Annotated in this window: 17 protein-coding genes; 6 read left to right on the top strand and 11 right to left on the bottom strand. The window is 37.1% G+C overall.

The window, feature by feature from the left end; genetic code table 11:
* Positions 1-209: 209 nt before the first annotated feature.
* The 4 genes from ACQ5H4_RS19840 (at position 210) to adhE (ending at position 5,804) form a co-directional block, all read left to right on the top strand.
* Positions 210-1,991, top strand: coding sequence for an ABC transporter ATP-binding protein (locus tag ACQ5H4_RS19840; RefSeq protein WP_430776716.1), 1,782 nt, complete (start codon positions 210-212; stop codon positions 1,989-1,991).
* Between the two features lie 159 nt (positions 1,992-2,150).
* Positions 2,151-2,585, top strand: a complete 435-nt coding sequence (locus ACQ5H4_RS19835) for a Dps family protein (protein WP_430776715.1) — start codon at positions 2,151-2,153, stop codon at positions 2,583-2,585.
* A gap of 278 nt (positions 2,586-2,863) precedes the next feature.
* Positions 2,864-3,091, top strand: coding sequence for a hypothetical protein (locus ACQ5H4_RS19830; RefSeq protein ID WP_430776714.1), 228 nt, complete (start codon positions 2,864-2,866; stop codon positions 3,089-3,091).
* 109 nt (positions 3,092-3,200) lie between these two features.
* Positions 3,201-5,804, top strand: coding sequence for a bifunctional acetaldehyde-CoA/alcohol dehydrogenase (adhE, locus tag ACQ5H4_RS19825; protein ID WP_430776713.1), 2,604 nt, complete (start codon positions 3,201-3,203; stop codon positions 5,802-5,804).
* A gap of 199 nt (positions 5,805-6,003) precedes the next feature.
* Here adhE and ACQ5H4_RS19820 read toward each other — a convergent pair whose 3' ends face one another.
* The 6 genes from ACQ5H4_RS19820 to ACQ5H4_RS19795 form a co-directional block, all read right to left on the bottom strand.
* Entirely contained in the window at positions 6,004-6,159 is a 156-nt protein-coding gene (locus ACQ5H4_RS19820) for a YpzG family protein (RefSeq protein WP_430776712.1), read from the bottom strand.
* 79 nt (positions 6,160-6,238) lie between these two features.
* Positions 6,239-7,399, bottom strand: coding sequence for a mannitol-1-phosphate 5-dehydrogenase (locus ACQ5H4_RS19815; protein WP_430776711.1), 1,161 nt, complete (start codon positions 7,397-7,399; stop codon positions 6,239-6,241).
* 1 nt (position 7,400) lies between these two features.
* Positions 7,401-7,838, bottom strand: coding sequence for a PTS mannitol transporter subunit IIA (locus ACQ5H4_RS19810; RefSeq protein ID WP_430776710.1), 438 nt, complete (start codon positions 7,836-7,838; stop codon positions 7,401-7,403).
* A 12-nt stretch (positions 7,839-7,850) separates the two neighbouring features.
* Positions 7,851-9,944, bottom strand: a complete 2,094-nt coding sequence (locus ACQ5H4_RS19805; protein WP_430776709.1) for a BglG family transcription antiterminator — start codon at positions 9,942-9,944, stop codon at positions 7,851-7,853.
* A gap of 188 nt (positions 9,945-10,132) precedes the next feature.
* Positions 10,133-11,143 carry a DUF1646 family protein gene (locus ACQ5H4_RS19800; protein ID WP_430776708.1) on the bottom strand — a complete coding sequence of 337 codons (1,011 nt, stop codon included), beginning with the start codon at positions 11,141-11,143 and terminating at the stop codon, positions 10,133-10,135.
* A gap of 142 nt (positions 11,144-11,285) precedes the next feature.
* Positions 11,286-12,698: a PTS mannitol transporter subunit IIBC gene (locus tag ACQ5H4_RS19795; protein WP_430776707.1), complete on the bottom strand. Its 1,413-nt coding sequence runs from the start codon at positions 12,696-12,698 to the stop codon at positions 11,286-11,288.
* 722 nt (positions 12,699-13,420) lie between these two features.
* Between ACQ5H4_RS19795 and ACQ5H4_RS19790 the strand changes: the two genes are divergently transcribed.
* Entirely contained in the window at positions 13,421-14,692 is a 1,272-nt protein-coding gene (locus ACQ5H4_RS19790) for an ATP-binding protein (protein ID WP_430776706.1), read from the top strand.
* A 48-nt stretch (positions 14,693-14,740) separates the two neighbouring features.
* On the opposite strand, the gene bcaP is transcribed toward ACQ5H4_RS19790, so the two are convergent.
* The 3 genes from bcaP to ACQ5H4_RS19775 form a co-directional block, all read right to left on the bottom strand.
* Complete coding sequence (gene bcaP / locus ACQ5H4_RS19785; protein WP_430776705.1) at positions 14,741-16,132, bottom strand: branched-chain amino acid transporter BcaP; 1,392 nt, start codon at positions 16,130-16,132, stop codon at positions 14,741-14,743.
* A gap of 201 nt (positions 16,133-16,333) precedes the next feature.
* A complete protein-coding gene (gene cysI, locus ACQ5H4_RS19780; RefSeq protein ID WP_430776704.1) occupies positions 16,334-18,055 on the bottom strand; it encodes an assimilatory sulfite reductase (NADPH) hemoprotein subunit in 1,722 nt (573 codons plus the stop codon).
* Between the two features lie 24 nt (positions 18,056-18,079).
* On the bottom strand, positions 18,080-19,906 hold the full coding sequence (locus tag ACQ5H4_RS19775) for an assimilatory sulfite reductase (NADPH) flavoprotein subunit (RefSeq protein ID WP_430776703.1): 1,827 nt from the start codon (positions 19,904-19,906) through the stop codon (positions 18,080-18,082).
* A 223-nt stretch (positions 19,907-20,129) separates the two neighbouring features.
* Between ACQ5H4_RS19775 and ACQ5H4_RS19770 the strand changes: the two genes are divergently transcribed.
* Positions 20,130-21,035 (top strand): LysR family transcriptional regulator, encoded by a 906-nt coding sequence (locus tag ACQ5H4_RS19770; protein WP_430776702.1) that lies wholly within the window; start codon positions 20,130-20,132, stop codon positions 21,033-21,035.
* Here the strand turns inward: ACQ5H4_RS19770 and ACQ5H4_RS19765 are convergent.
* Both ACQ5H4_RS19765 and ACQ5H4_RS19760 read right to left on the bottom strand, forming a co-directional pair.
* Positions 21,032-22,126 carry a GerAB/ArcD/ProY family transporter gene (locus ACQ5H4_RS19765; protein WP_430776701.1) on the bottom strand — a complete coding sequence of 365 codons (1,095 nt, stop codon included), beginning with the start codon at positions 22,124-22,126 and terminating at the stop codon, positions 21,032-21,034. The genes ACQ5H4_RS19770 and ACQ5H4_RS19765 overlap by 4 nt on opposite strands.
* Before the next feature lie 226 nt (positions 22,127-22,352).
* Positions 22,353-23,471, bottom strand: a complete 1,119-nt coding sequence (locus ACQ5H4_RS19760) for a Ger(x)C family spore germination protein (RefSeq protein WP_430776700.1) — start codon at positions 23,469-23,471, stop codon at positions 22,353-22,355.
* Positions 23,472-23,514 lie beyond the last annotated feature (43 nt).

The following is a 23,514-nucleotide window of genomic DNA, read 5'->3' as shown; positions in this document are numbered from 1 at the left end:
ATATTGGGGATTATAAGGGCTAATAAAGTCCCTTATAATCCCACTACACATTGAAGATCAAATACTCTTTATAAAATTGAAAGTCTCTTTATAACATTCTTGTTATTACCTTCAGAAATCCCCCTCAATAGTCCCTCTCCTTGTTACTATTAAAACTTTTCCTAACTTACTTTGTATTTAATAAAGAGTAAACAAACGGAGGATCTTAAGTGAAAGAATTCATGCATTATTTTAAACAATTGTATCAATACACCGGAAACATTATGTATATCAATTTTCTTGGAATGGTAGTAGTCAGTTTTCTTGATGGTGTAGCCATTCTATTATTGATTCCGATATTAAGTATAAGTGGAATTATAAATTCAGCTAATGAATCTTCTTTGATGTGGGTGTTTTCAGATTTGTTGAAGGATCTTCCTACTGGGATTGGTTTACCTTTTATATTAGGATTTTACGTTATATTGGTATTAGGACAAAACCTCCTACAGAGAAACCTGTCCATTCGTGACATTAAGATTCATCAGGGCTTTATTAATCACCTGAAAGAGGAAATCTATCAGAGTTTATTACATGTTAAGTGGGAGTTTATTATAAGGACGAGAAAATCCAATTTAATAAATTCTTTAACAAAAGATATTAATCGAGTTAGTACTGGAATTAAAATGTTTATGCAGTTTATTACAAACTTTATATTTACATTGATTCAAATTGGAATTGCTTTTTGGCTCTCTCCTCAAATAGCGAGCCTTGTTCTAGTTTGTGGGTTAGGGCTGGCATTTTTTTCATGGAAATTTGTTCGACAAGCAAAAAATCTCGGGAAAGAGTCAACTGATATTTCGAGAGCCTATTTAGCAGGTATAACTGATCATCTAAATGGTTTAAAAGACATTAAAACGAACCGACTGGAAAAATCGAGGATGACTTGGTTAAAATCGCTAAATATAAAAATGCTTGATGAACAAGTGAAATTTGTTGAGTTACAGACTAGCTCTCAGTTGTCTTACAAAACCGCTTTCGCATTAATTCTTTCTTGTTTTATCTTTTTTTCAGCTAATTTGTTCTATACTCAACCAGAGAAATTATTAATTGTCATTATTATCTTTTCTAGATTATGGCCCCGTTTTGTTACCATACAGTCAAATTTACAGCAATTAGCATTAACCATTCCAGCATTTAAAGTATTATTAGCTTTACAAAATGAAACTAAACAATTGATTGAAGTATCAGATGATAATGAAGAGATTCTGTATATGAATAAGATGATTGAATGTAAAAACGTATGCTTTAAATACAATGGAGACAATACGTCCTATGCACTTCAAAATATCAATTTACAAATTCTAGCAAATCATATGACCGCTATTGTCGGACAATCAGGTGCTGGTAAAAGCACTTTAGTTGATATATTAATGGGATTACAGCGTCCGGAAACTGGTGAAGTATTAATAGATGGTATGCCTTTAACAGATGATAAATTGCTAGCCTTAAGGAAAACCATTAGCTTTGTTCCACAGGACCCCTTCCTTTTTAACGCAAGCATTAGACAAAACCTTCTATTAATGAATCCAACGGCACCTGAGGAACATTTGTGGGCTTCCTTAGAATTTGCTGCCGCTGATTTTGTAAAAGAACTTCCAAACGGCTTAGATACCCCCCTTGGTGATAGAGGAATAAGATTATCAGGTGGAGAAAGACAACGTATTGTTTTAGCTAGAGCTATATTACGAAATCCTTCTATTTTAATTCTTGATGAAGCAACAAGCTCCTTGGATACTGATAATGAGTCAAAAATACAAATGGCATTGGAACGACTGAAAGGAAAAATGACCGTCATTGTCATTGCCCATCGCCTGTCTACTATCCACAATGCTGATCAAGTAATCGTATTAGATAAAGGGAGAATTGTACAAAAAGGAGAATATATACAGTTAGCAAACGATAAGAAAGGGATATTTCGTAGTTTCTTAAATAAACAGTTAGAGGCTAATTAACTATTAAATGAAGGTATAGAAAGGTCGATTGATCTCTCTATACTTTTTTTATTTTAGATGACTAATATACCTTTATTTATAATAATTATAATTTAGTATTGATTATAATATTAGATATGTTATAATTTATTCATAAGATAACTGAGGAGGAATAATATTATGGAATTACAAGCTCAATTAAATCAACAAATCGCAAACTGGAATGTTTTATACACGAAACTTCACCGTTTCCACTGGTACGTTAAGGGTCCGTTATTCTTTACCCTACATGCCAAGTTTGAGGAATTATATAATGAAGCAGGTTTAGTAGTTGATCAATTGGCAGAACGACTTTTGGCCATTGGTGGACAACCCGTTGCTTCCATGAAGGAATACTTAGAAACAGCTACTCTCTCTGAGACGAATAATGAAACAAAAGCAAGTGAGATGGTTGCCGCTCTCGTTGCCGATTATAAGCAAGTAAAAGAAGAACTTTCTTCTCTAGCTACTTTGGCTGAAGAAAACCATGACATCATCACAAACGATATGGCAACAGGACTCATCGAATCACTTGATACACATATTTGGATGTTGACCGCTTACTTAGGAGAATAATATTAATAGAAGAGAAAGTCAGTGACAAATGTCGCTGACTTTCTTTTTTTCCAATAAGCTCAGCTTAATTAAATTATATTAATATACCGTTTTTATTGTAAGCGTTTTCAATAAGTAGCGATTATTTTATAAACACTTACTAAAAATCCTTGTAATTACAGTCTTTTTTTATCACTTCAAGGGTAAAATCATTGTTCATACTTTGTTCAATATTTCACAAACTATTATTGTTTTTATATGTTATATTTAATTCAAGAAAAACATTAGGGGTGATAAACATGATGGTATGCGAATGGAAGAACTTTTCTACAGACACTGAGACTTATACAATAGAAGTTTTTGAGGAAGTCATTGGAGATGAATTCGAGTCAATGATGTTTAAAGAAAATGAAAGCCTTCCAGCATTCATTTGGACAGTTAACTACGTAGTCATCGTAAAGAGCTGTTCTAAATATATTTCAGATATTTCTTTCGAGAAGATCCCTAGAAATCCAGTTTGCGCGTAACGTCCATATAGGCGTTTACCTATACATCTTGCATTACTTCAAGTTAATTTTTTTACTACTGAATGTGAAATGTTTCACAAACTAAATTGTTTAAACGGAGGTCTTTAACATGGCAGTTGAAGAAAAAGTACTAACTGAAAATCAAGAAGTAGCCAAAATGATTGATGAGTTAGTGGCAAAAGGTCAAAAAGCGTTGAAAGAATTCCAAGGTTTCACACAAGAAATGATTGATGACATTGTAAAAGAAATGGCTCTTGCTGGACTTGACCAACATATGCCTCTAGCGAAACTAGCGGTAGAAGAAACAGGCCGCGGAGTTTTTGAAGATAAAATGATCAAAAACATATTTGCAACAGAATATGTTTACAACAATATTAAGAATAACAAAACCGTTGGAATTATCGATGACAACCAATATGAAGGTGTTTATACAATCGCTGATCCAGTTGGAGTGGTTGCTGGGGTAACACCTGTAACCAACCCAACATCAACTACAATGTTCAAATCATTAATTGCTATCAAAACAAGAAACCCAATCATCTTTGCTTTCCACCCATCTGCACAAAAATGTAGCAGTGAAGCAGCGCGTGTCGTACGTGATGCAGCAGTTAAAGCGGGTGCTCCTGAAAACTGTATCCAGTGGGTTGAAAAGCCATCTGTTCAAGCTACTCAAGCATTAATGAAGCATCCTGGAATTTCACTTATTTTAGCAACTGGTGGACCTGGAATGGTTAAATCAGCTTATAGCTCTGGTAAGCCTGCTCTAGGTGTTGGTGCTGGTAACGTTCCTTGTTATATCGAAAAGTCAGCAAAAATTAAGCGTGCAGTAAACGACTTAATCTTATCTAAAACATTCGATAATGGTATGATTTGTGCATCTGAACAAGCGGTAATTATCGATAAAGAAATCTACAATGAAGTGAAGAAAGAACTAATTTCTAATAAGTGCTACTTCCTAAACGATGCAGAAAAGAAAAAGGTTGAGGCATTGGTTATTAATGAAAATACTTGTGCTGTTAACCCAACTATCGTAGGGATGCCTGCTGCTAAAATTGCAAAGCTTGCTGGAGTAGAAGTGCCTGAAGATACAAAGATTCTTATTGCTGAACTTAAGACAGTTGGACCTGAATCTCCACTTTCTCGTGAAAAACTAAGCCCAGTTCTTGCTTGCTTCAAGGTAAACAGCTTAGAAGAAGGTTTAACACGTGCTGAAGAAATGCTTGAATTCGGTGGACTTGGTCACTCAGCTGTTCTTCACTCAACAAATGAAGAAGTAATGAAGGAATTTGGACTTCGTATGAAGGCTGGTCGTATCATCGTTAATGCTCCTTCTTCACAAGGTGCAATTGGCGACATCTATAACGCATTTATGCCTTCATTAACACTTGGTTGCGGTACATTCGGTGGTAACTCTGTATCTCAAAACGTAGGAGCTATCCATCTTGTAAATATTAAAAAGTTAGCGAAGAGGAATAATAATATGCAATGGTTTAAGGTTCCACCTAAAATCTATTTCGAAAAGAATTCTACTCAATACCTAGCTAAGATGCCTAATATTTCAAGAGCATTTATCGTTACTGACCCTGGAATGGTAAAACTAGGATATGTTGACACCGTGACTCGTTACCTTCGTCAACGTCCAAATCTAGTTCATGTTGAAGTATTTTCAGCAGTTGAGCCAGATCCATCTATCGACACAGTTATGGCTGGTGCAGAAGCTATGGCAGCATTCCAACCAGATGTCATTATTGCACTTGGTGGTGGTTCTGCAATGGATGCTGCAAAAGGTATGTGGTTATTCTACGAACACCCAGATGCAGACTTCTTTGGATTAAAACAAAAATTCTTAGACATTCGTAAGCGTGTTGTTAAGTATCCTAAGTTAGGTGAAAAAACTCAGTTTGTTGCGATTCCAACAACATCTGGAACTGGTTCTGAGGTAACATCTTTCTCTGTTATCACAGACAAGGTAAACAATATTAAGTATCCATTAGCAGATTATGAGTTAACTCCGGATGTCGCGATCATCGATCCACAGTTTGTTATGACTGTTCCTAAGGTCATTACTGCTGATACAGGTATGGACGTATTAACTCATGCGTTCGAAGCTTATGTATCTATTATGGCTAACGACTATACGGATGGATTAGCAATGAAAGCCATTCAGCTTGTATTCGAATATCTTCCAAAAGCATACCGTGATGGCAGCGATGCAGTAGCGCGTGAAAAAATGCATAATGCTTCAACAATTGCTGGTATGGCATTTGCTAACGCATTCCTTGGAATTAACCACAGCTTGGCGCATAAGCTTGGTGCAGAATTCCACATTGCTCACGGACGTTCTAATACCATCTTAATGCCACATGTTATTCGTTATAATGCAACAAAACCAACAAAGTTTGCTGCATTCCCTAAATACGAGAACTTTATTGCTGACCAGCGTTATGCTGAAATCGCAAGAACATTAGGTCTTCCTGCTCGTACAACTGAAGAAGGTGTTGAAAGCTTAATCCAAGCGGTTATCAAGCTTGCTAAAGAGCTAGAAATCCCTATGAGTATTGAAGCTAACGGAGTCACAAAAGAAGCATTTGAAGCAAAAGTTGATTACCTAGCTGAGCGTGCCTTTGAAGATCAATGTACAACAGCTAACCCTAAATTACCGCTAGTAACAGAATTAGCAGAAATTTACCGTGAAGCATTCAAAGGTGTATAACCGTTAAATCCAAGAGTGTTTTCCATTAGGAGATTCCCCTATCTCCCATTCATAATAGTGACCCATCCCTTTCCCCAGGGATGGGTTATTTTTGATACACTCTTTCCAAATGGAAAGAGGGAGAGCCTAAACGGCTCTCCCTCTTTTGGTTAGCAACACTAACCACTATTCCTTTTTCCTCATATCATCAAACAATCCCTTACCAGCGATGGGCTTTCGCGTTCCTAAACAGAATGATTTCTGATTGGGATTTTCTTGTTTGCCCATTCACTTGAGAACTACTTGCATGCTTTCGTCTCGTCCACGTGTGACAAAAAAGTTGAGAATGTTGATCCAAATGATCTCTAAAACTCATCTCTAATCACCTCATTGGTCAGGATACGTGCTGATATTCGGAGGAATATCTATAATAGCTTTTCACTTTTACCCAATAATTATGATAGCTGATTTTGGAAATGTTTATATTCCTCTACAACTGTCTGGACAATAGAATGACTTGAATCTAAATTTGTTAACCTCGTTAATACCACTAGAACCCCATCGTTCTCCAAGCTTTTTTGAAGGTCCACCGCTTCTTGATCATCATTTGATTTAAATAATAACGCAGCTGCAATGACTTTACATAGATTAACTGGTGCTTCCTGAAACACGCTGAAATATTCTACAGCTGGAGCAAATAAACGGTCGTGAATGCCTAGCTTTCGAAGAGGTGACCTCCCCACTCTTTTCACATCATCAATAATGTATTCATTTTTGAACCGGCCAATAATCTTTTGAATATATGCTTGGTGCTGGTCATTGGAAAATCCATACTTTTTCACAAGCACTCTTCCTGATTCTTGTAACGCTCCCGAAACAATCTGATTAACTTGATCATTTTGTATTGCTTCTGCTATTGGATGAAACCCGTATACAGAACCTACATAAGCAATAGCGGCGTGCCCTGTATTAACTGTAAACAACTTTCTCTCTATAAATGGTGCCAAATCATCCACCAGTGTTGCTCCCTCAATAGATGGCTTTTCTCCTACCCAAGCCGTTTGCTCAATGACCCATTCGAAGAACGGCTCTACTTTTACTAAGAGCTTGTCGTCATTCGATTGATTCGGAACAATTCTGTCGACCGCAGAGTTTGGAAATCCATATAGGGAATCAAACATATTTCTTTCTTCCCCAGTCAGATGTTCATATACCTTCTCTTTTAAAAAAGCACTCCCGCCGATCATATTTTCACAGGCGATAATATTTAATGGTTTATCAGAAATAGCGGCTCTTTTTTTCAACCCCTTAGCAATCATCGGTGCAATTACGGCTAAAATATTCGGCCCCACTGCAGTGGTAATTAGATCTGCCTGAACAATTGCCTCTTCAACTAATTCACCAATTTTTGCACTGTTAATAGCAGATATGTTCGTTACCGTTGTCTCGGTTTGTTCCTTATTTGCTAATACCACTTTGTATTCTTTACGCTCATTAAGTAAATCAACGATTTCTGCATTCACATCAGCAAAGCAAACCTCATAACCTGATTGTTGTAATAACAAGCCTATAAAACCACGACCAATATTCCCCGCACCAAAATGTAGAGCAAACATATTAGTTCACCTCAGCAAATAAACTTAAAATTTCTTCTTCTGTTTTAGCCTGTACGAGCTTCTCGATATTTTCTTCCTCCGAACAAACGATGGCGATGTTTGATAAAATATCTAAGTGTTCGTTATTTTTTCCTGCAATTCCAATAAGAACCTTCACCATATTTCCACCACCAAAATCCACTCCCTCTGGAGCTTGAATGATTGAGATTCCTGAGTGCTTAACCATGTCCTTTGCGTCTTCTGTACCATGTGGAATAGCCACATAATTCCCCATGTATGTGGAAGTTAACTCTTCTCTAGCAAGCATTTTCTCGATATATGATGCTTCAACATACCCTTTTTCAACAAGAATTTGTCCCGTCTTTCTTATCGCTTCCTCTTTTGTTGATAAAGCTACATTTAATTGGATATTTTCTGCTGTTAATATTTGTACTGACATATTGTCCACTCCTTAGTGAATATTTTTTGTTTCAAAAATGTCTCTTAGCTCGTTGCATAGATAATCAAAAAGGGCATCCTTTTCTCCCTTCTCATACAGGTGTATCGAATCATCATTTCGGATAATTGAAGCACTGATTTGACTTAGTATCTCAAGTGCCTCCTCAGTTGAATCTTGTGGTGATAGCATCAGGAGAATTCGTTTATTAGAAATCTCTGTCCCATCCATCGCACTCACTTTCACAGGTTTTTCCAGTTCATACATCGTGAAAGAGGGTTTAGTCACCCCAGTGCTTCTTGTATGGTAAAGCGAGAGAGTAGTTTCAGGTATTCCAAGTCCACCTAATGCTGCTCTTTCCGCTAAGTGATTTACGACTTTTTTTACATCGTTAATGACACCTTGTTTTTGAAGTGTTTCACACGCGTCCAATAAGACTGATTCAATCGACCAATCTCCTCGCAGTTTTTCGATATTATAACCGGAAAGTATGTCAATGGCTGCCGATGTAAAACGATTGTTTCGTTGAATTTTGGTAAAAAAATCCTTCCCCATATCTTTTTTTAGGACTGAGTGGATATCATTTTTCGGCTGATCCGGATAATCAACTCGAACCGACTGTTTTATTCTTTCAATTTCAGCCTGAGAAAGGATAGGGCTTACAAGAACATACTGACCTTGATAATCCTTTAAAGGGACTGTCGAAATAATAATCGAATACTCCTCAGGATTGATCTGCTCAAAATCAAATAGTGAAACATTTTTTGTTTTTAACCACGGCAGTTCTTTTTGGATTTTTGTCGCAAGAATCTTTGATGTTCCTATTCCACTCGAACATACGACTAGTCCATTCATTTGCTTATTTTCTTCTCCCTTTAGCATGGCAGAAGCAAAATGCATGACTAGAAATCCTATCTCTTCTATTGGAACGATGAAGTCTGGAAAAACAATTTCAACCCCATCCTGAATAATGCTAAATAATTCTTCGTAATCTTCCATAATCCGCTCAAGCAATGGATTACTAATCTTCATATTTTGTTTCATCCGATAGATAGCAGGACGCAAGTGAGCAATTAGACCTTGGTATAGATCAATATTATTTTCAAATTGATATCCCATTTTGTTCCCAACATACTGGATGAGCTTTTGAGCGGTATATCCGACTTGTACAGCCGTTTCTTCGAAAATATCTCCTTGTTCATTCCTCAGCTTTGCTCCTAAAAGATGCATCGTAATATAACTTGCTTCACCTTGAGAAACAGATATTTGAAAGGCCTTCTCTAATCCTGATACAATTTTTTCAGCAATTTTATACTCCTTTGTTGCCAAAAGCTGATCGGGGAATCTGTCATCTAACACGATCTCCACACCTTGTTGAATCCTTTCTGTGGCTAAAGCTAGATGGACAACCAAACCGATATAAGCACTATCAGCTATTGGATAAGTCAGTTCCTTTTTTACGTCATCAATGATACTTTCAATGATAATCAGCTTCTTTTTATCCACCAATCCAAGTAAACGATCGGTTGCTGTGTCCATATCCATAGCGGAACGCTTTCGGATATTTTCCCTGATAAAAGAAATAAATTCAAACTCATCCAAGTGATCTAAAATCAGACTGCTCATGACTTTTCTTTTAGCTGTTTCTAATCCCGACAGTTCTACTCCATATCCTCTTTTCCGAATAAGTGATAGACCATACGGTTTGATTTTTTCTTCAATTTTATTTAGATCATTACTTACTGTCGCAATCGTGACATTGAGGTCATTAGCTAAGACAACCAGTTTCACCGGTTCTAAGCTCTCCAGCAAACTAGAGAGAATAATGGTTTGTCTTTCATCAGGACTGTATTCGTTATGGGAAGCACTAAACAGGAATAACTTTAGCTTCTCTTTGTTTTCACTACTCCCTTTGACGAGAATTCCAACCCCAGATTGCTTTGAAAGCGACAAATCGTAGGACTTTAATATTTCTTCTACTCCTTTTAAATCACGGTGTACCGTCCGAGAACTCACATTAAGTATTTTGGCAATACTACTCACGGTCGTTTCCTCTTCACTAAGAAGTATCACCTCGAGAATTTTCCTTTCTCTCGCTGTAATATACAAGACCATCAACTCCTAAAGAGTCCAACTTACTGACAATTTTAAAATAAAGATATTTACATATCTAATGATACTCTTGCAAATAGTGGTTAACAACCGTTTATAAATACACATTCGTCATAGTATTTGTTGACAAAATTAAATAAATGCATAAGAAAAGAGCCCAGATTTATTCTAGGCCCCTCTTGAACTTATAATAAGAAAACATAAATAATAACCATTATGACTAATCCAACAGGCACCCCAAAATGAGCCCATTCCTTACTTGAGATGCCCAGTTTATTTGCAGCTATGATATTAGGAATATTCCCAGGAATCAACATCCCTCCGCTAACGAGCAATCCTAATAGAACCGCTCTTACTTTTTCTTCTCCCATCTGAGGACTCATTTCAGCAGCTGCGAGTGTCGCATTATCTAAAACAGCAGAAACTGTATTAATCCAGTACAGCAATGGTGTGTTTAGATGAATAATATAGAGATCAATCACGGATTTAAACCCCGATCCGAGTAATGTTAAGCCCATAACAAACAAATATATTTTGATTCCTCTGTACAAAACCTCTTCATACGTTTCATTGTTAATATGCGACTCTCTGAATTCGTGTAAATACTTTGGCTTTTTGACTAATATAGCAGCCAATATACCCAATAAAATGATTAATGGAATAATAATCGGTCCTAATAAATGGATAAGATAAAAAAAATCTTCCCCCAATTTGTTGATGGCTATAGTAGCCACAGGTTCACCTACAGGTGTTAAACTTGCCCCTAATCCAATACTAAAACAAGAAAGGACCACATAACGGACGGTTGATTTTGTATCTAACCTCATAGAAGTGACAATCGCTACCAAGAGGAGAGAAGAAATAATCGCTGTTATAATACTTGATACTAAACCCAAGGTAATCACGGTTATAGCTACGCACCATCTAAAGGATAACGCACGTAACAACCGATTGATGAATCTGTCTATACTTCGGTGAAACCACTTTAATAATAATGATGCCATTAATACAGCGATGGTGATCCCAATTGGATTACTCGCGGCTTTTAAAAATAAATCTCTGCTCCAACTTCCACTAGTAAGCGCAGTAATAACACCCATAATAAAAATAAATAATTCAATATTATTCTCTACAACTCTTACTCTTAAGGGTAAAAGTAATACTAACAAAAAGATGATTATCAACCACAAAACCATTGTTTCATCTCATCTCCAATAGCATATTTCCTTTTGTAAGGATTTATATATATATGCTCTATCTGGGACAAACTTGCCATTTCATTCAAACATAAAACACCCCTAAATCTTAAAGTGATTTAGAGGTGTTCATTTTCGTTTATTATTTTAAGTTATTTACAATTTCATCATATCTAGGGCTATTTAAGAAGTTTTCCACTGACACATGATGGGCATTTGGAAGCTTAGCTTTGGCACGGTCAGTTAAGTCTTTATGCGTTACAACGATGTCTGCATCCGCTGGAAGATTATTGATAGAAGTGTTCGCTACCTCTACCCCTTCTACTTCTGCCTTTTTTACTTTGTTTCGTAAAATCGAAGCTCCCATCGCACTAGAGCCCATTCCAGCATCACAAGCAAAGATAATTTTATTTACCTTTTTATAGTCCACCTTGCTTTCTAATGCTTCTGCTACTGAACTTTTCTTTCCTTTCATTTCTTGCATTTTTTCTGTAGCTGCTTCTAAATCTTCTTCTTCGTTGTTTTTGCTAACCTTAAGAATAAATGATGCTACTGCGAATGATACAGCTGCTGCAACAATTACACCTAGTAGTACTCCTAAGTGACCACCTTTTGGAGTCATTGCCATTAAAGCAAAGATACTTCCTGGTGATGGAGGAGCTACAAGACCTGCGTTAAAAATGGATAATGTGAATACTCCACTCACGCCCCCTGCGATTGCAGCAAGAATTAACATAGGCTTCATTAAGATGTAAGGGAAGTAAATCTCATGGATTCCTCCTAAGAAGTGAATAATCACTGCACCTGGAGCTGTTCTTTTTGCTGAACCTTTACCAAACAACATAATGGCTAAAAGAATACCAAGTCCAGGACCAGGGTTTGATTCTAATAGGAACATAATCGATTTTCCAGCGTCTGCTGCTTGCTCTACACCAAGTGGGCTTAAAATCCCGTGATTGATAGCATTGTTTAAGAATAATACCTTAGCAGGTTCAATTAGAATATTTGCTAATGGAAGAAGCCCTGCATCAACGATTGCTTCTACTCCTGATGCTAACATTTTGTTTAAACCTTCTACCACTGGACCAATTACTTTAAATGCGATTAAAGTTAACACTCCACCTAAAATACCAGCTGTAAAATTGTTTACCAACATTTCAAAACCTTGTCTGATCTTCGGAACGATTACAGCATCAAGCTTCTTGATTAGATATCCTCCAAGTGGCCCCATAATCATGGCACCTAGGAACATTGGAATCTCTGCACCAACGATCACACCCATTGTTGCTGTGGCACCGACTACTCCTCCACGAGTATCATAAACGATCTTACCGCCAGTGTAACCGATTAATAATGGAAGAAGATACGTGATCATCGGTCCAACTAGCTTGGCAAAATCCTCATTCGGATACCAACCTGTGGGAATAAATAAAGCAGTAATAATCCCCCATGCGATAAATGCACCAATATTCGGCATAATCATGCCGCTTAAATGACTACCAAAGCGTTGGATTTTCACACGAACATCCGACTTTTGCGCTACTTGATTAGACATATAGTATAATTCCCCTTTCAGAAATATAATTCTTTTGTCCTTGTTTCTAACTTTATGATAAAGCGTTTTCAACACCTATTCAATTCAAACTAAAATGCATTTTGTCATGAACCATGTTGTCATAATTGAATTGTCAATAAGAGACACACTCCCTCCCCAACCATAAAAGAGCGGTCCCTCAAGGATCCAGATGGGCGACGGTTTGATCATTAAGCGGAGAAATTTCTCTTAATAAAAAAATAGCACCGAAAATAGCTCGAATAGACGGAGAGATTCCGTCTATTTACTCAAAAAAAGTGAAAATAGGCAATTTTATTTTGCTTAACCGGAAAACCTCCGCTTATAAACCCCAAACAGAGCTCTACTCTGCAAGATAACCGGAAAATCTCCGCTTGGTTTTGTTGAACCCGTAACCATAATAGATGGCTCTTAGATTGTCGTGAAAAAAGATTTCTCCTTTTTTTAAAAAAGTCCTGTCCGTATCTTAATAAAGATAAGGACAGGGCTTTACTCCCTTGTTACCAACTTAATTCCCCAACAGCTCACACTGTTAACCTCAGCAAGTACTATTATAAACAAAACCTGCAAATGTAATAATTTACCAATAATGATTTTACCACTCTCTTTATACCTAGGTAATAATCCCTAATTTATGTTAATTGTAACCCTTTTTCCCTTTCTACCCTTTATAATATTAGAAAGATAATTTTTCGGAGGCTATCATGGAGAGTATGACACATTTTCTTATAAATTTATTAATTATATTAGTCTCGTTACTCTTTTTTCAGGGCTTCGTTATTAAGCATCACCTTAAAAAAAACCAATTAGAGATATTTATGTTTATTACCCTTACTGCATCTGTTTCCCTTTGCATGTTGTATCCATTAACACTTCCAGGTGGAATTCCTTTCGACCTTAGATTCATTCCTCTGGTTCTTGGTTGTCTTTATGCAAACAAATACACAGGTGTGTGGCTATTGATACTCATTGTTGTCTTACGAATAGCTATTCATGGATTTGACCATTCATGGTTTGCTATAGGTAATGCCATTCTTTTCTTCTTTATATTTTTTTCAATAAGAGAGAAATTCAAGCAATACTCATTAGCTAAAAAGCTCACCCTTCAAGTTTCACTATTTATTGTGATGTCTATTTGGGTATTGGCAGGATCGAAACTCTTGTTTCATTCACCCATCACCCTTTCGTTTACCGTAGCGTATACAGGCATTCAAGCTGCTGGGATGGGACTGGCTATATATATGGCAGAACAAATAAAAAATCAACATTTATTATTATTAAGATTAATACGAAGTGAAAAGGCAGAGGTTGCTAGCCACTTGGCATCAAGCATTTCTCATGAGGTAAGAAATCCTTTAACATCTAGCCGTGGGTTTTTACAGTTATTAAGTGAGTCACACGAAATCCCAGAGAAGGAAAAGGGGTATCTAGCCTTGGCAATAAGTGAGATTGACCAGGCTGATCATATTATTAAAGATTACTTAACCTTTGCCAAACCCACTCCTGAAAAAATAGAAGTCCTCGAGATTGACCAGGTCATTCAACAAGCTATTCAGATAGTCGAACCAATGGCAAAACAATTCGAGGTGGAAATCGACTCTAAATTAGATTCCTCCTTAATTACTGGTAACTTTGGACTTCTCCAGCAAGTGATCGTAAATATTATGAAAAATGGGATCGAAGCCATGTCTTCTGGTGGTGTCTTAAAGATTACATGCATCAAGGAACAAAAAACAACTTTAATAAGTGTGAAAGACGAAGGAGTTGGTATGAGCCAACAGCAAATCAATCGATTAGGAGAACCTTATTTTTCTACTAAAGACTTAAAAGGAACCGGACTTGGAATGATGGTCGTCTATCGAATAGTAGAAAGCATGAAAGGAACGATACAAATAGATAGTAAAAAAGGAATGGGTACAACCATTTTCATCCGACTACCACATATGTCCGATGCTAAGGAACGGAAAATTTCATAATGATCTATATAAAAAGTCGGTTCACTCCAGAACCGACTTTTTCTTCTTTTATGAATTGGATGGTTCAGGGTTGTTTAATTTACTATTTCTATACCCATAACCAATATAGATTGCTAAACCGATTACTAACCAGACCAAAAATCCCTTCCAAGTAAATGCTGATAACTGGAGCATTAAATACACACAAAACACAACTGCCAAGATCGGAATCACTGGAACAAGAGGTGTCTTGAACGGTCGGTGTAAATCTGGCTGTGTTTTACGAAGTACAGCGACTCCAAGAGATACCGTTGCAAAGGCAAATAATGTTCCAATACTCGTTAGCTCAGCCAGTTTGTTTAAAGGAATAAAGCCTGCAAAAATGGCCACTAATCCCCCTGTTACCCATGTGCTTGTCATAGGCACTTGCGATCGTGGATGAACGGTTGATAATCTCTTAGGTAACAGCCCATCTCGACTAATGGCATAAAATAGACGTGTTTGTCCAAACATCATGACAATTAGAACAGTAGTAATACCTACGATTGCTCCAAGCGAGATAAATCCAGCTGCCCAGTCTTGTTGGATAAAGCGTAGGGCAAAGGCTACTGGATCCTTTACGTTTAATAGGTTGAACGGTACAATCCCTGTTAAGATTAAGGAAACCGCAATATATAAGATGGTACATATGGCAAGAGCAGAAATAATCCCAATCGGAAGACTTCGTTGAGGGTTCTTTACCTCTTCAGCTGCTGTTGAAACAGCATCAAATCCAAAATAAGCAAAAACAACGACAGCTGCGCCTGCTACAACTCCTGAAGCTCCAAATGGCATGAATGGTTGCCAATTGGTTGGTTCCACATACCATACCCCTATCGCAATAAACAGGAGAACAACAGCTACTTTAATCACAACCATAATGGCATTAAATTTAGCTGATTCTTTCACGCCTCTTGTTAATAAAAGGGTGACTAATAAGACAATAATAACAGCTGGCAGGTCTACAATTGTCCCTTTTGATGGATCAAATGCACTTGTTAGAAAAGTAGGTAAATGCCATCCGAACCCTGCCATTAAACTTTGAAAATAGCCAGACCAACCGCTTGCAACCGCAGAAGAAGCCAACCCATATTCCAGCACTAAATCCCAACCAAGTACCCATGCAAGGAGTTCTCCAAACGCAACATATCCATATGTATATGCACTACCCGATTGAGGGATCATAGAAGCAAATTCTGAGTAACATAATGCGGCAAATGCACAAGCCAATCCAGCAATAATAAAGGATAAGATAAGTGCAGGGCCTGCATATTCAGCTGCTGCCACTCCAGTTAAAACAAATACTCCTGTTCCGATAATGGCTCCAACACCGAGTAGAGTTAGGTCAAATGCTCCTAATACTCTTTTGAGGGAATTTTCAGACACTGATTTCCCTACTTGTTTCTTACGAAATAAATCCATTATATCCTCCTATAGAAATTGAAATAATTGTCGAAAAATAGCGAATGCACCTTAGCCATTTTACATAATTGTTTGTTAATTGTAAATTAAAAATTATGGTAATATAACAGATTCAAAAAATTACTAATTCTATTTTGCCCAGTTAAAAACCAAAAAAGACCCTTATTCTATCTCTCGATAAAATAAAGGTCTTTTTAAAAATTAAGCGTGAAAATTCGTTCCATCTGTTGTTGCTTCAATAATACCGGCACGAATCACAAAGTCTCCAAAATGTTCTCCTTCGTTACGTTCCTTGGCATAACGTGGAAGGATGGAGCCTAGCTCACTAAGGATTTCAGCTTCTCCGATATTTTCACGATACATCTTGCTTAAACGGCTTCCATCAAAGGCAGCACCTAAATACATATTGTATTTTCCAGGGGCCTTACCAATGAAACCAATTTCGCCTAGGGCATGTCTTGCACAACCGTTTGGACAGCCAGTCATACGAATCGTTATTTCTTTATCTCTTAGCCCATTCTCTTCAACGATTTCTTCAATCTTATCGATAAGAGTTGGAAGATATCTCTCCGCTTCCGCCATGGCAAGACCACATGTTGGTAAAGATACGCAAGCTATTGAACTACGACGGATTGCTGAATGATGTTTTCCATCTGTTAAACCGTATTTTTCAAGTAGCTCAGTAATTTTTTTCTTTTTCTGAGAAGACACGCTACCAATGATTAGGTTTTGATTCGCTGTTAAACGGAGATCTCCCGTATGAACCTTTGCGATTTCACGTAAGCCTGTTTTCAATGGATAGCCATCGAAGTCAGCTATACGTCCACCTTGCACAAATAATGTAAAATGCCAATTTCCTTTTAGGCCTTTTACCCAACCATATCGATCACCATTATGATCAAATGAGTAAGGCTTTGCTTCTTCAAGCTTCCAGCCGAGTCGGTTTTCTAGCTCATGCTTCACATTTTCTAATCCTAAACGATCTACCGTGTACTTAAAACGCGCATTCTTACGTACGGAACGATTTCCATAGTCACGTTGGATGGTAATAATCTTCTCAGCCACATCGTATACTTGCTCTGGCTTACAGAAGCCGATAACTTTTGCAAGCTGCGGGTAAGTCGTCTTATCACCGTGTGACATTCCCATTCCGCCACCGATTGCCACGTTAAATCCAACCAGCTTTCCTTCTTCCACGATGGCAATATACCCTAGATCCTGTGAAAATACATCCACATCGTTCTCAGGAGGAATAGCCATACCAATTTTAAATTTACGAGGCAAGTAGAGTGGTCCATACATAGGTTCAACCTCTACATCAGGTGTTCCTGCCACTCTTTCTTCATCAAGCCAAATTTCATGATAGGCTCTTGTGCGAGGAAGTAAATCATCACTTAATTTCTTGCCCCACTCGTATACCTCTGCATGAATTTCTGACTGATGTGGATTAGAAGTACTCATCACATTTCTATTGACATCTCCACATGCAGCAATTGTATCCATTAGAGATTGATTAATGCCTTGAATGGTACTTTTCATATTCCACTTAAGGATGCCATGGATTTGGAACGTTTGGCGAGTGGTTAATTTTAATGTACCATTTCCGTATTTTTCAGAAAGCTCATCCATCACCAACCACTGTTCAGGTGTCGCTACTCCACCTGGTAGTCGGACACGAAGCATGAACTGATAAGCTGGTTCAAGCTTTTGCTTTTGTCGTTCTGCACGCACATCACGGTCATCCTGTAAATAGCTTCCGTGATGCTTCATTAATCGATTGTCATCCTCTGGAATACCTGCACTGATTCGATCAAGCATTACTTCTTTTAGCGTTCCACGTAAGTAATCGCTTCGATCTTTTATTCCCTCTACATCACTAGGAGGGCCTTCGGGCGCTTTTAAAATTTCTTTCACTTCCACCATGCTAAAAACTCCTTTCACTCAAACTCAATATACGTCACGCTGGTATCGCTTTTCTTTTTGCATGGAAGCTAAATAGCTTTCTGCTTCTTCACGACCCATGCTGCCTTCTTTTTCAATAATAGTAATTAACGTTTGATGCACGTCATGTGCCATATGTTTCTCATCACCACAAATATATACGACCGCTCCCTCTTGAAGCCACGCAAATACTTCTTTGCTTTGCTCAAGCATACGGTGCTGAACATAAACCTTTTCATTCGTATCTCTTGAAAATGCAACATCCATCTTTGTTAGGACGCCATCTTTCAACCATTTTTGCCATTCGGTTTGATATAAGAAATCCGTTACAAAGTGTTGGTCACCGAAGAACATCCATGACTTGCCCTCAGCACCCGCTTCTTCGCGCTCTTGCATAAATGCGCGGAATGGTGCAACACCTGTTCCTGGTCCTACCATGATAATTGGAGTTTCAGGGTTTTCAGGGAGCTTAAAGTTTGGATTATGTTGGATAAAGATTGGTAGCGTATCTCCTGCTTGTAGGCGCTCAGCTGTTAAAATCGAGCATACACCTTTTCTTTCACGTCCATGTGAATCATATCTGACCGCACCAATCGTCAAATGAACTTCATCTGGGTTTGCAGAAACACTACTTGCAATCGAGTATAAACGTGCAGGAAGCTTTCTTAATATAGAAACAAATTCCTGTGCGTTAGCTGTCCATGGGCCAAAATCTCGAAGCAAATCGAGTAAATCACGACCATGAATATACTCTCTTACTTTTTCTGCATTTTCCGGTTTCACTAGCTCCTGTAATTCCTGATTAACCGAAAGCTTAGCTGCTTGTTCCATTAACGGCTTCGTTAATACCGTAATTTCAAAGTTGGTAAATAACGCATCTTTTAGCGTTTTTACTTCACCTTGTTTATTAACTGTCACTTTTTCATCTGCATTCCAATTCATATCAGCAAGGATTTGCTCCACAAGCTCTGGATCGTTTTCTGGATAAATTCCTAAACTGTCACCTGGTTCATACGTTAATCCTGAACCCTCAAGCGATAACTCTAGATGACGAGTTTCTTTATTTGATCCACGACCATTTAAATTTAAGTTTTCCAATACTTCAGCACGGAAAGGGTTTGTTCTAGAATAAAGAGATTCTTCTGAAGCAACTTGTACTGCTGCACCTGCGGCCTGTGCTTGGCTTGCCGCAGTTCCAGCCTGACCAAGGGCCGATAGTACATTCTCAATCCATTCAGAAGCTGGTTCATCAAAATCTAAATCACAGTCAACTCTTTCAGTTAGTGACTTCCCACCTAACTCCTTTAGGCGCTCATCAAATTCTTTGCCTGTTTGACAGAAGAATTCGTATGAACTGTCCCCTAACGATAAAACTGCATAATTGAGTTCCTCTAATTTAGGAGCACGCTTTGAGTGTAAGTACTCATGGAAGGACAACGCATTATCTGGTGGTTCCCCCTCACCATGTGTACTTGCAACTATTAATAGGTTTTGTAATTTCTTTAAATTATTTGGCTTAAAATCACTCATGGAAGAAATGGTTACTTGAAAACCATTGCTTTCAAGCGTTTTACCTGCTTTTGTAGCCAGTCTTTGTGCATTTCCTGTCTGTGAACCAAAAAGGATGGTCACTTCTTTCGACACTGATTTTGAAGCCTCCACTGATAGAGCTACAGAAGCTGCTTCTGTAATAGTAGTTGCTGATGCTGCTTGAATAGCTGCTAAATATCCACTAAGCCAAACCTTCTGCGATTCAGTTAGTGTTGGCAGTATTTTGTTAAGAAGCTCTGCCTGCTCCTGACTAAACGGGCTGTTCATAACCTGAAGTTGCAACGATATCCACCTCACAAAAATATAAATAGACTAAATTCCCCAAAATTCGCAAAATATTATACGTGTTATTATATCTTAATTATTCCAATAAGTTAAGTCGGTTTTATTATTTAAACCGATAATTCTCTTCTATGATAACTACTTTACCTTAAGTTTAGCTATTGGTAAAATACATATAACTAATGATAATTATTAATATTTTTAATAATTAGGAGGGAATTGTATGTATTTTGATGAGTTAAAAACCTTTGTTACTCTAGTGGAAGTAAAAAACTTCACCAAAACAGCCGAACTCCTTCTCATGTCACAACCAAGTGTTAGTTTACATATTAAGAATTTAGAAAACGAGTTTCAAACGAAACTATTTATACGTTCTCCAAAACAACTAAAAATCACTCCTTCTGGAGAGATTTTGTATGATCGAGCCAAACAGTTAATAAGCATGTATGAGCAGACCAAACAAGATATCCTCGACTTGCAAACATCTGTTAGAGGATCCTTGAAAATCGGGGCAAGCTTTACCATCGGGGAATATATTTTACCTTCTCTTCTCTATAACATCCAAAAGGAACATCAGGCACTTGAACTTGAAGTGGTGATTGGGAATACGAAGGAAATTGTTCAATCTGTTAAAAGGCATGAAGTGGATATTGGTCTAATTGAAGGACAAACCAACGAAAAAGAGCTTTCTGTCCACCCTTTTTTAAAGGACGAGCTTTTTGTTGTATCATCCGCTACTCATCCTCTTGCAACAATAAATAGAGACCTATTCATATCAGATCTTCAAAATCAAGTATGGGTGACAAGGGAGGTTGGGTCAGGGACTCGTGAATACTTAAACCATGTGATCCGTTCGAATGGATTAAAGGTTAAATCTCTTCTATCTATTAGCAGCAATCAAGGAATTAAGGAAACCATAAGCAAAGGCATGGGTCTTTCACTTTTATCTAATAGCGTTATCCATAAAGAAGTAAAAAATGGAGAGTTAGCCATCATCCGCATTAAAGATTTTCAATTTCCTAGAACACTGTCTTATGTCTACTCTCCTACTATGAAAAAAAAGAAAAACGTGGAGCTTTTTATTACGAGCCTCCAAGAGATGTGGCCCTACCGCTCTGATTCGATTTAAGTATAGCTCGCTCCTCCCTCGGTTGCTTTCTTTTCCCTTTTCTTATTAATCTGTAGCAAAAAGAAAAGGGAAAAAATCATCATTTCAAGCGCAAATCCAAGCGTCGTCCACGATAAAAATGCATATCTTAAATGAGCCATATTATTTTCAAACAGAACGACAACTAGAATTCCTAAAAGTAGGCTAACAGGGGTAAGGTGAAGATTGGTTTGAAAGAGTTTCAAGTTATTCGTTATTCTTTGAATACAATATAAACTAAGTGCCATTTTACTTAACAGACAGGGCATCCATACGATTACAATAGCTAAGTCCAAGCGATCAAGAAAATCCGTTACATTTATTTGTTGAATCGTCAATATATTAGGATATGTTACATTTTCAACAATACCTGCGCCAAGTACAGATATATTTAAAAAGAGTAAAATAAATAATAACAGAATTCCATGACTGATCCCTTTTATAAATGCCTTTTTTATGTGCTTCTTGTATGTGATATTTTCGAGAACTAGAAAGAAAATTACGATTTCTCCAATCCAAGGAAACATTAAAAAGGTTGATTTACTTAAATTTGAGAAGGTACCTGTTGTTAAAATGGGAACCAAATTTGGTAATTCAATTTCATTTAACAATAATATTGGCAGTGATAGAATCATGGCTGTTAACGTAATAAACTGGATAACCGTTATTCTAGCTATTGCCTGTAAACCTGAAGCCGCTACATATAGTAAAGCAAGTGTGACTAAAATGGATAAAATTTCAATGGGTGTCTCAGGTAAAATATAAGATCTAAGATAATCAATAAATGCCCGTAAATCCCTAATATAGATAACTACAAGCAAAAGACCCATACTAATATTCAAGATTCTACTAGTAAATGATCTTGCTTGCAGGTTATTGTTTTTCGACTGATTGTTAGACTTCCTAAAAACGATTAAGATCAGGCCAATTACAATCATGTAAACTAGAATGGGTACTACCCATGTATATTGATGTGACACTTGTGTCATAACTTGAGCAAGTGTAATGAGGGTCCCTGTTAAAATAAAGTTCGCAATCATTAATGAAAGTTGAGATGGGGAAATTTGATTCATAGTTTTATCACCATCTTTGTTACGAATCCTATGTATTTATTGCAATAGTCTATAATTAAATTGATCGTATCAGTAAAAAAGAAGAAAGAGGAACAAGCTAAAGACAAAATCGTAACGAACAAAATTCGCTTTCTTTCTTTTTTATCCAATTTCTTATTTCCTCGATAAATTAGTGCCATATAAAGTAATAGTACTCCCCCAAAACAACATGCACCTAACAAACACATCATTCCTTTATGTTAATTCCAGGATTAATTGACCTCGTAATCTTTGAGCTTACTTTTACGTTGACCTCTAGCTCTGGTAATATTTCTCTCCAATTTTCTTTTAAATTCCGTTCCCATAACCTATTCTCATGTCTAAATAAATACCATCCCAGTCCATAAACATCTATTCCTTCCGACTTCGAATGATTCAAAAGTGTCAGTACTTGCTTTTGAATAGACGATTCTAAACTTTTCGTTACTTGATCGTATGTTTCTTGATTATTTAATTCAAGGTTGGGCTCATTTTGCATAACGGAGGCACTTATGTTAAAGCTTATTGTAAAAATTGGCTTTCCATTGATTAGTCTATAACTCACTTTATTATTCACTTTTTCAAAATGGACGTTTACCTCTCCATTTTCCTCAACAGGGAAAGTATAGTTTTTATGATTTTTTTTATTTAATAAAAATTTTGCACCTATGGTTTCCTCACTATTTGTAAAAAAATCGAGCTTATCCTCTTTTAGGATGGCGTAACCTTCTAGTTGCACCTCCTTCTTCTTATCCTTTGAATTCCCATTTTCAGTTTCATTATTTAGAACCACAGGGATTACTGGGTCTTTCCCGGGTCTCCAAATATCATTTAATACATTTTTAACGTTTATCCCTTCGTTTTCCTTTGACAATTCCCGGAGTGCTTCAGATGATAGTTTTTCTAGATGTGGTTCCGAATTTAGAATCTGTAATGCTTCTCCTTTAGTTAAAAGCACATAGGCAGTTATTCTAGACTGTGGTTGATCCAATAGCACATCAAGTGTTTTTTTAAAACCACTTCTAGCTAACTCCTCTCCAATGATAATGACTCTTCTGTGGGAAAAATTAGTTTTACGGGACATTCTCCTTTGTAGTAAGTCATTACTTTCCCTTATATTTCTCCCGATTTCAGAATCAATATAATATGGACCACCTTTTGTTCCTCCTCCTCCACCAGTGGAACCTGCACCACCCATCGCTCCTGGTAGAGGGATTTGTACAGAAGTCCTGAATTGATTTTCATCTATTTTGTCGTAACCGGTCATGGTAACAAAAGCTAAATCATTCACTTCTCTTCTATCCCAACAGCCGGTTAAAACGAGCAAAGAAAAAGGATCAGTCCAAATATTTTTTTCATCCCATTCTATC

This window comes from Bacillus coreaensis (assembly GCF_050586445.1).
In the GTDB taxonomy this organism is placed as follows: Bacteria; Bacillota; Bacilli; order Bacillales; family Cytobacillaceae; genus Robertmurraya_A; species Robertmurraya_A coreaensis.
This window is presented reverse-complemented; position numbering and strand designations above follow the sequence as displayed.